The following is a 9,610-nucleotide window of genomic DNA, read 5'->3' as shown; positions in this document are numbered from 1 at the left end:
TTTTCAGCCGCAAATGAACGCTCAATCAAACAACAGTTCGAGGCACTCGCTGCATAACTACGTCCAGAGATAGGCCGTGCTCCGTTCAGATTGAATTTTTGCAACAGAGCCGAAGCGGGACCTCGCATTGTTGTCTTACGGCATGGATCAGGTGACAGATCGCTGGGGCTTGCTGGCAAAGGTGTTACGTTTGATACCGGAGGCCTCAATCTTAAGCGGGATCCGCAAGAAATCGGCTACATGAAAAGCGATATGGCAGGGGCAGTCGCAGTCGCCGGGGCACTGTTTGCATCGGTAGAACTGAAACAATCGCAGGATGTTATCGCTGTTCTTCCTTTGGCAGAAAATATGCCGTCTGGTCGAGCCTTACGTCCCGGTGACAAAGTTCGCCACCCAGACAACACCACAACCGAGGTCTTGGATACAGACAGCGAAGGACGGCTCTTGCTGGCCGACGCATTAAGCTGGCTTGCCCGACAGAATGTTCGCACTATGATAGATGTCGGTACGCTTAGCGATGGTGGCGGTGTTGGTCCTGAATTCTGGGGCATGTGGTCAAACTCCACAAATCTTGCGGCTGAGCTGACCATTGCCGGTGAAAATACGAGCGATCCCGGCTGGCGTCTTCCCCTGCGCAAAGAGCGTGGTACGCTCTTACGCTCACGCATCGCAGATCGTAGCAATATAGCAGCAGGAGAACCGGATAGCGGCCAGATTGCCGCTTGTTATCTATCGCAATTTGTCGGCGAGATAGAATGGGCGCATATCGACAACGGCTCAACTGCGTGGCTGTTGCGCGAGACAGGTCCGTGGCCTGAAGGCGCGACCGGTGCGCCGCTTCGCGCGCTCACGCAATTCCTTTGTAACGAGGTATCATGACCAGCCTCGATATTCCCGCCACACTCGCCAAAACCTATGCCGACCTTCCCGGTCAATGGCCTTTCACTGGTGGCATCCTAGGCATTGTTACCAAAGAGGGCGTTACCCATCACCTGCCCTTTGGCCAAGATTTCGATCACAAAGAAATTTCGTCTCGCACTCCCTTTCTAATTGGCTCTATCAGTAAATTTTTTACTGGGCTGATGATCGCCGATCTGGTCGAGAAAGGCGTTTGCGATCCAGATCGACCAGCTTCAGACATTTTGCCTTGGCTGAAAATCGGCTCTGACTATCCTGAGCCGTCTTTGCGCCACTTGCTTCATCACACCGCTGGACTGGTAAAAGGCGCCGATGATCCGCCAGACGAGCTGGCTCAGTGCTGGAGTTTACGTGACAGTCAAACCGCCAGCCAACCAGGAACATTTTTTCACTATTCCAATCTCGGCTACAACATTCTTGGACTGATCATTAGCCGATTGACAGGCAGACACGCCACCGACCACGCACAGGCGACGCTTTTATCCCCTCTTGGTATGACAGATTCCTTCGCAAGGCTTGAAAGCGCTACTCGCGGGTATGTTGCAACTGGCGGTCAGCCAGCACGTGATGATATTCCCTGGCGACCCGGCCTTGCGCTCGCATCCGCCCCATGGATAGAAGCCGAAGGAGGTGATGGAAGTATTGCCGCTTCCAGCGGAGACATGGCCCGGCTTATAACAGCGCTCTTGAATAACGGCCAAATCGACGGAAAACAGGCCATTTCGACAGCTGCATTGCGACGTGCAACGACTGACCTTACCCATGAGGGTGAGGGCAATATTGAGGGTTTCGGCAGTTTACCAGTCACTCAAAGCAGATACGGATATGGTATCAATGTGGAAACAGTGGGCACCCATGCTTGCTTTACGCATGGCGGCGGCATGATCGGTCACTCATCCTTTCTTTTAGTTGATCAAACAGCCGGTTTGGGTATTTGCGTTCTAACCAATGCCAATGGTTGCTATGCAGTCGGAGAAGCTCTTGCCCGTCATACACATGCTAGTTTGATATCTAAGGCGATGCCTGCCGCCCGATTGGATTTAGCATTTGGTACTGATTGTTCTGGTTACGATCCTCGTATGATCGGCTACTTTCAATCTTGCGAAAGCCACGATGCAGGTCCTGCCGAAATACAGATATTTGAAGAAAGTCAGCGGCTTTATCTGCGAGCCAATGGAATAACTGGCAAAATATGGCGCAGCTGGGGTACCCGCATGATGACCGATCATCCGCAAATGGAGCACTTTCATTTGGTTTTTGATGGCAGTGGGAAGTCAAAATGGCTTTTTGGTCCCCGCGTGTATGCGCTCGTAGGCAGTTTGCCAAATAAAATGCCCCCCGCAACGCGAAAGAATGATTATATAGGTTTAACGGGTCGCTACCGTAGTTATTCCCCATGGTGCCCAACCTTTCGAATTGTCATACGTGAGGGCAGACTTTGGTTGATATCACCTGGTGGGGTTGAAGGCCCTGATTGTGATATGGAGCTTGTCAAAATCAGCGACACTGTATTTCGAATTGGTGCTGACCCTCGCTTGCCAGAGCGGCTAATCATAGATCAAATGTTGGAAGGCAGACCTGTTACGGTGTTTCGTGACAGCTGTCGTTACTCGAAAATGTCGTTCAACTGAGGCGTTGTGGCGCGCCGTTGCCTCAGAAAGTATTTGCCAATTCTATCTTTGATAGCAATTAGAGCCAGCACGTTGTAAATACATGGCAGACATAGATAACATTGACAACAATCATGCAAAAAACGGCGAAAGAACCCAAATCCTTAGCATTGCGTGCAGCAGTCGAATAAGTGGGCGAGACGACGTCAACAATTTCCTCTATAGCTGTATTGATTGCCTCCAGCGCAATCAAAATCAGGAATAAAACAAAAAAAGCAATATGCTTTTGAATACTTACGCCTGCTAGAAAGAACAATATAGAAACTAATATGAAGCCCACCATCTCATGCCGTGCCGCCTCTTCTTTAAAGAGACGGCGGGCACCGCCAAGAGAGTAAGTGGTGGCAGCGAAGAGGTGCCCAACACCTTTTTTCTTTGATGGAATAAACTGTTCCATTACGACTTATTACTCCGGCATGATGAGAGGGTATCCAGATCGGGTAGATACACGTCCGTTTCTACATGCATTAGTCCCAGAACGGTATGAAAAAGGTTGTCGTGGCTTTGAGACTTTTTTGTTTCATGTTGAATACACGCATCCTGCTTGCCAGAGAGCGTGTTGTCCCCCAGCCAGAGCAGATAAGGCACATGTGTTTGTTGCGAGGGCGCCATAAAGTAAGGGGCCCCATGAAGATAAATGCCAAACTCTCCAAGTGACTCACCGTGATCCGACATATAAACCAAAGACGTCTCGAGTGCCTCTTGGTGAGGACGAAGCTTCTGTATCAGTGATGCGAGAATATGGTCTGTATATGCAATTGTGTTATCGTAAGAATTGACAATTTCTTGCTTTGTACACTTCGAAAAATCGGAGGTCCGGCAGTCAGGTGTGAAGCGGCGATACTCCTCTGGATATCGCAAATAATACGCAGGCCCATGGCTACCTAATTGATGTAAAACCAGTACGGTATCCTGCTTAACATTATTGAGGTACTCATCTATTTTCTCCAAGAAAATGCCATCCTGGCACTCTCCATTTTTGCAGTACCCCGGATATTCAGAATGTGACATTGACTGACTTCCGGTTCGGTCTGCAACACCCTTATGTCCGGTATTATTTTCCCACCAATCCACTTGAATGCCTGCGTGAACCAAGACGTCAAGGAGGTTCTCCGTCTCAAGTCCTTTTTGATGGGAATAATCAGAACGGGTGTATGAAGAAAACATACATGGAAGGGAAACTGCAGTGATCGTCCCACAACTCGATGTTTTTGAGAAATAAAAGATGTTTTCTCTCTCTAATTCTGCATTTGTGTTTCTGCTGTAACCGTTTAATGAAAAAGACTCTGCTCGCGCTGTTTCGCCTGCCACAACGACGACAAGCCGGGGTTTGCGTGATTCAGATTGATTTTGGGTGACCCTGGCATCCAATCCGATCGGTTGAACGACAATATTTTTGCTCTTGCTAACCCGCAAGGCAAGCTTAACAGCATTTCCAATTGGCATTACAGGATTAAGCTTGGCGATCCATTCACGATGCTCACGCCCCAAAGATGTGAATGTGCCAGCCTGACTTAGAAATACAGCAACTGCCGTCAACAAAGCCCCGAAAATATAGACAGAGTTTTGCCTGATCTTGGCCGCTATTGGTCGATGCTTAATTTTGACCGAAGCCACGAGAAGAGCGGGCAGCAAGCCAAAAAGCGCGAGATGAACAAGAAAACCAAAGCTTATTAGATGTCCAGCTTCGGCCGGAGTAGTATCAGCAATACTCTGCAGCATTTCGACATCGATAATTGTACCAAATCTGTCGACGAACCAAGACGCTGACGCCGAAGTTATAATCAAAAAAATAAATATCGGCTTAGTAATGTACTTCGCGGAGAACGCGACACATAGCGCAAATATCAGAAAGAATAAGAATGCGAATAGAGCTAAAATGTTGTATGTAGAAAGCAATTCGGAAGAGCGAATCCAGAATGCATTATTGTTAAAGACAATAAGATATAAAGTGACGAGAAAACTTAGTGTGATACTATTAACACTTATCCGCCAATTCGTTTTTGGTCGTGAGTTCATAATGCGCTTTTTCTACGTTAATCAGCTTCTAAAACTGGAAAGGCGCTTATCTGGCGGGAATGCTGGCGAGCGCTCAGCGCCCTTCAACACCATGTTCAGCAAGATAAAGTTGAGAAATTATCGAGAAATCATGGAGCGCCTGTTTATATACAGAGCGTGCGTTATGAGACTTAACGAACGTTCACATATCTTCGTTTGGCGCCAATTCATTCGTTAGGAAAAACGAGACAGAACATCAGAACAGGATGAAGGGGAATAATCCTTGATCTAGTCGCGAAGGCCGATGTTTCAGCCGAGCTTATTTTCAATAATGCTAACCGCTTATTGCCGATAAATATGGAGCGGCAGCATTTTGCTGCCGCTCCTGTCGCAAGTCTAAGGACTGGAGGTCAACTTTTTCTTCACGACAATTTCAGATCAGAACGAACGCTGAAAGCGCACCATGCCTTGCCAGGCTGATTTTCCCTTGAGGTCCGAAAGCTTGTCATTCCATTTGGTGTAAGAAACTTCAGGTGTGACAGTGAACCCAGGCACCATTTCATAAGCTACATTTGCAGTAGCAGCGAGTGTCTTCGCATCTTCATAGGCCAGCTGCACATTGAAGTGAGCCTTGTCAGTAGCCTTGAACTTAGCGCCGCCCCAAACTGCCCAGTCTCCGCCCCAAGTGCCGTAGAAGCTGTCACGAAGACGGATTCCGCGATAGAACGAACCATCAGAATTCAGTTCTGTCGCAAGATAACGGTCTTTATTTGACTTATAGCCACCCATCACCCACAAAGACAGTTGATCAGTAACGTTCACGTCAAGACGAACCTTTCCTGCCCATTTCTCATTTTTTGAATCATACGCCGCTACAGTCGAAAGTGCGCCCCAACCTTGTTCGTAACGAAGGCCTGCAACAACGTGCGGCGTGTAATTGTCGATCCGTCCGTCTATCGTATGGCTGCGACCGTTTAACGTATATTTGCCCGCATCTATGTCACCATTGCCACCTTGCTCCAAAGCGACAATAGCTGAGAAGCCATTGCCACCCGTGAAAGTGTAGCTGATCGCGTTTGTGCGATATCCGCCAAACATGATAACATCGTCGTTTATCACGCTTCCAGCATAGCCGGTGAAAGTTGTAAACGCCGATTCATCAAGGCCAACACGCAGACCGCCAAGCTGAATGTAGCCAAACCGCAACGAGCCCGACGAGCTTGAATCTGCGCCATTTTCATACTGAAAGCGAGTTTCGGCATAGGTACGCAAGGTGCCGAGTTCGGTTTCTGAGGCCGTTGAAAAACGCAAGGTGAAGCGGCTCAAAAAGTTGTAGGTATCGCGACTGTTGTTCGTAAAGCCTGGAACGTTGTGGCGCGTGCGTCCATATACATTGTCGCCGCCCTTCAGGTCAGCGCGAACATAGCCGTGAATACGCAGGCAAGTTTCTGTGCCGGGGATATAGAAGTAACCGGCACCATATGCGTCGCAGACCCGGACATACTGGACTGATTCAGGCTCAGGTGAAACAATATAGTCTGCAGCGTATGTAGATGTAACAGATACAAGCGAAGCTACAGATGAGAAAAGGATTATTCTAGCTTTCAATTTTAATCTCCATTTTTGTAAGACAACGCTTAACTGTAAGATTCTCTAAATAAACTCAACTTACTATTTATTGATAATTATTGCTATAATATATTGTGTGTTAATATTGCATCACAGTATTTTAGTCAAATTTATTTATTTACATCATTTTAATGATGTATTTTTATAATATTACAATTATATATGTTTATACCGACCGAAAACATCGGAATTTTTTCGGATGCGCTTTAAAATATAACCGTTTCTTCGCCTCTTCCTTTACAAATCTCCAATAGTTTTATCAGAGCTAACAAGCTTTGATCGAGATTGCGTCGACGAAGATTGGAGAATAGTTGGATGTCAGGAATTTTATCTGCGACAGAATGGAACCATGCAAGTTCACTCAGTTCGCGCCGCCCCAACGTAGGGAGCCTTGTTGGATCTCGTTCGATCAGCGTCTTAAAATCTGCCAATCTGGCAAGAAAATTTCCAACTCAATGACAGAAAGCATGACTTTAATTTGCGCTGGCTTTATTGCAGCGCAAATTAAAGTCGTCAGTACTCGATGGAAAGAAGGCCTATTTTCATTATGAATTTCGCAACAGTTCTGCATAAACTCCGTTTAGAGCCACAAGCGCGTCATGGTTGCCTTGTTCTACGATCCGTCCTGCGTGCATAACCACAATAACATCGGCATGGCGTATAGTGGACAATCGATGAGCAATGGTTATCGTCGTGCGGCCCTTCGACATGCGTGCCAAAGCCGATGACATTGCACGTTCGGTACGGGTATCAAGGGCACTCGTCGCCTCATCGAGCAAGAGCACCGGAGGATTTCGGAGAATGGTTCTGGCTAAAACCAGACGTTGCTTTTCACCACCCGAAAAGCGATAGCCATCTTCCCCTACGATTGTGTCGTAACCATCGGGTAAACCGATGATATGGTCATGGATCTGGGCGGTCTTAGCCGCAGCATAAAGTTCTTCATCCGTTGCTTCAGGTTTCGCGAAACGTAGGTTTTCTGCGACTGTAGCGTGCAGAAGATAGGGCTCTTGAGAAACAACCCCCAGCATTTCTGATAGAGACTGGAAGCTGAGGTCACGCAAATCAACGCCGTCAAATCGGATGGCGCCGCTATCGACGTCATAAAGCCGCGCCAAAAGGTAGCCAAGTGTCGTCTTTCCGGAACCGGTTTGTCCCACAATCGCGACATTGCTGCCCGCTTTAATGGTAAGACTGACCTCGTGCAAAGCAGAACGGCCCTCCTCGCCATAATTAAAGCTGACATGGTCCAGTTCCACCTCTCCCTTCATCGCAGACCGAGGAATAGTTTTCGCATTTGCTCGCTCGGTGATTTCCACTGGCTTGTCTAAATACTCAAATATGCGCGCGAATAATGCCCGTGTCTTGCGCGCATCACGGCCGATTTCGAGTAATTGTTCAAATGGCCAAAGCAATTGCTCTTGAAGAGCGATCATAGCCACAAGTGTCCCTATGGTTGCCGGGTTCTGTGTTTGCATCAACACGCCTCCTGCAAGCAAAGTGAATGCCGGTAAAACAGCAAGAGCGAAGCCGATCAGCGACCACTGCCATTCACCAGCCGTGCGCGATCTCACCTCAAGTTGCGCGAGATCACCTGAGATGCGGTTAAATCGCTGATTTAAATGCGCGGCACGGCCCATTGTGCGAGCGAGGATGATACCGGAGGCAGAAAGTGTTTCTTGCACGGCAACCGACAAATCGGCGGCGCGGCCCTGTTGCTGAAAGGTGATAGCCTCGCGTGCCCGGGCAACACGGCCGCTGATAATAAGTGTTACTGGCACGATAAACAGTACGAGGAGCGCCAATCGCCAGTCGAGAATAATAATGGCGATAGACGTCATAATGACAGAACTGAGCGAGCGCCCGAGCTCATTAGCCGTATCACTGACAAGCGATTGAAGGCCGTCAACGTCATTTGCAATTCTGGACTGCACCTCCCCTACGCGGGTGCCCGTGAAAAACCGAAGTGAAAGATTCTGGAGATGGGCGTATAATCTCACCCTCAGGTCATGCAGAACAGCCTGCCCGATACGTGAACTTAGAACCACCTGCCATGCGCCGATTATGGCTGACACGAGCGCGACAAGGATCATACCTGCCACAAGCAAGCTCAACAGTTTGAGGTCATTTCGGGGCAATGCGTCATCGATAATCGCACGCAAAAGAAAAGGCCCTGCCAATCCGGTTGCCGATGCGATCAACATCAGCACAATAACAGTCGCGATCCTTTTCCGGTAAGGCCTGAAGAGTGCTAACACACGCCGCAATGAGACGTGCTGCGCGGCAAGACTATCATAATCGTCTGGGTTTTGAGGCGTTGGAGACATTGGTTCTCTCAATTCGAAGCCGTGGTTTCTCGGATCGGAATGCGGATTTCGATCCCAAAGCCGGAGTTTTTAAGGGGGAGAATACGGGCGTCCCCTCCATGCGCCTGTGCAATCGCTTTCACAATTGATAGGCCGAGACCGGATCCGCCCCTGCCCCGCCCCCTCGAATCGTCAGCGCGCCAGAAGCGTTCGAAAGCCCGTAATCGGCTTTCCTCGGAGAGGCCTGGCCCCGTGTCGCTACAGCGGAAAAAAACGTGTTCGCCTGCGACGCCGGTCTCGACGGACACGGTGCTTTGCGGTGCGTAACGGCAACAATTCTCAAGCAAGGCTATGAAAGCCTGCCGCACACGCCAACGGTCAGCAACTGTAACTGCATGGCCAAGCGCGGACACCGTTTTGATCCCAGATTTTTCGAACTGATCTTCCAGCGATGCAAGAACGCTCTCAGCCTCTGTCGCTAAGTCAAATTGGGTGCACTGCAGGTCAAGTTTGCCAGCGTTACCGAGTGCGAGTGTGCGCAATTCCTCGACAATTGCCGACAGGTCGTCGACATGCCCGATAAGGCGTGCATAGGATTCACTACTGGGTGAAAAGGCTCCATCCAGCAGACCTTGCAGGCGGCCGCGAAGTATCGTCAGCGGTGTCCGCAACTCATGCGCGATCGCTGAATTGGAATATTGCAACTCAGCCTCAGCACGCTGCAATCGCTCCGCCATTTGGTTGAAGTCATTAACCAAATCCCTTGCCTCGCCGAAGTTTTCGTGTCGTAAACTGGCGCGTGCAGAGAAATCACCATTTGCAATCTTGCGCGCCGCATTCGCAACCGACTTCAACGGGTCGACAATCCGCTTTGCAAGAACCCACCCAAGCACTGAAGCTGTCGATATACCCACTCCTAAGAGAAGACCCAGAGTTATGATATCGCCCGTCCGAAGCACGTCATCATTGGTGAAATCGGGATAAAGCCATTCATAAATGAAAAAAAAGTAAGCCGTCAGCCCGAAGTAAACCACAGCGAACGCCAACAGCGTAAGCATTATCATCGCACGCACAATCAATGAGTTTAAG

The 9,610-nt window shown here is 49.0% G+C and carries 7 protein-coding genes; 2 read left to right on the top strand and 5 right to left on the bottom strand.

Annotation, left to right across the window (positions count from 1 at the left end; translation table 11 throughout):
• Window positions 1-90: 90 nt before the first annotated feature.
• Both ABE527_RS20250 and ABE527_RS20245 read left to right on the top strand, forming a co-directional pair.
• A complete protein-coding gene (locus ABE527_RS20250) occupies window positions 91-879 on the top strand; it encodes a hypothetical protein (RefSeq protein ID WP_499698127.1) in 789 nt (262 codons plus the stop codon).
• Window positions 876-2,549, top strand: coding sequence for a serine hydrolase domain-containing protein (locus ABE527_RS20245; RefSeq protein ID WP_499695419.1), 1,674 nt, complete (start codon window positions 876-878; stop codon window positions 2,547-2,549). Before ABE527_RS20250 ends, ABE527_RS20245 begins: the two co-directional genes overlap by 4 nt.
• A gap of 58 nt (window positions 2,550-2,607) precedes the next feature.
• Here ABE527_RS20245 and ABE527_RS20240 read toward each other — a convergent pair whose 3' ends face one another.
• The 5 genes from ABE527_RS20240 to ABE527_RS20220 form a co-directional block, all read right to left on the bottom strand.
• Window positions 2,608-2,985: a diacylglycerol kinase gene (locus ABE527_RS20240; protein WP_499695418.1), complete on the bottom strand. Its 378-nt coding sequence runs from the start codon at window positions 2,983-2,985 to the stop codon at window positions 2,608-2,610.
• On the bottom strand, window positions 2,985-4,607 hold the full coding sequence (locus ABE527_RS20235) for a phosphoethanolamine transferase (protein ID WP_499698126.1): 1,623 nt from the start codon (window positions 4,605-4,607) through the stop codon (window positions 2,985-2,987). The genes ABE527_RS20240 and ABE527_RS20235 overlap by 1 nt, the downstream gene beginning before the upstream one ends.
• A gap of 417 nt (window positions 4,608-5,024) precedes the next feature.
• Window positions 5,025-6,194, bottom strand: coding sequence for a porin (locus ABE527_RS20230; RefSeq protein WP_499695416.1), 1,170 nt, complete (start codon window positions 6,192-6,194; stop codon window positions 5,025-5,027).
• A gap of 566 nt (window positions 6,195-6,760) precedes the next feature.
• Window positions 6,761-8,542, bottom strand: a complete 1,782-nt coding sequence (locus tag ABE527_RS20225) for an ABC transporter ATP-binding protein (protein ID WP_499698125.1) — start codon at window positions 8,540-8,542, stop codon at window positions 6,761-6,763.
• A gap of 8 nt (window positions 8,543-8,550) precedes the next feature.
• Window positions 8,551-9,579, bottom strand: coding sequence for an ATP-binding protein (locus ABE527_RS20220; protein ID WP_499698124.1), 1,029 nt, complete (start codon window positions 9,577-9,579; stop codon window positions 8,551-8,553).
• Between the last annotated feature and the right edge of the window lie 31 nt (window positions 9,580-9,610).

The sequence above is a fragment of the Brucella sp. TWI432 genome, from assembly GCF_039674445.1.
GTDB lineage: Bacteria > Pseudomonadota > Alphaproteobacteria > Rhizobiales > Rhizobiaceae > Brucella > Brucella chromiisoli.
Note: the sequence above shows the minus strand (reverse complement) of the source record. Positions and strands in the feature narration are given on the sequence as shown.

What these genes read in the sequence shown, in the direction of transcription:
- ABE527_RS20220 (WP_499698124.1), bottom strand. Translation starts at nt 9,579, where the DNA reads ATGCTTACGCTGTTGGCGTTCGCTGTGGTTTACTTCGGGCTGACGGCT.
- ABE527_RS20235 (WP_499698126.1), bottom strand. Translation starts at nt 4,607, where the DNA reads ATGAACTCACGACCAAAAACGAATTGGCGGATAAGTGTTAATAGTATC.
- ABE527_RS20240 (WP_499695418.1), bottom strand. Translation starts at nt 2,985, where the DNA reads ATGGAACAGTTTATTCCATCAAAGAAAAAAGGTGTTGGGCACCTCTTC.
- ABE527_RS20225 (WP_499698125.1), bottom strand. Translation starts at nt 8,542, where the DNA reads ATGTCTCCAACGCCTCAAAACCCAGACGATTATGATAGTCTTGCCGCG.
- ABE527_RS20245 (WP_499695419.1), top strand. Translation starts at nt 876, where the DNA reads ATGACCAGCCTCGATATTCCCGCCACACTCGCCAAAACCTATGCCGAC.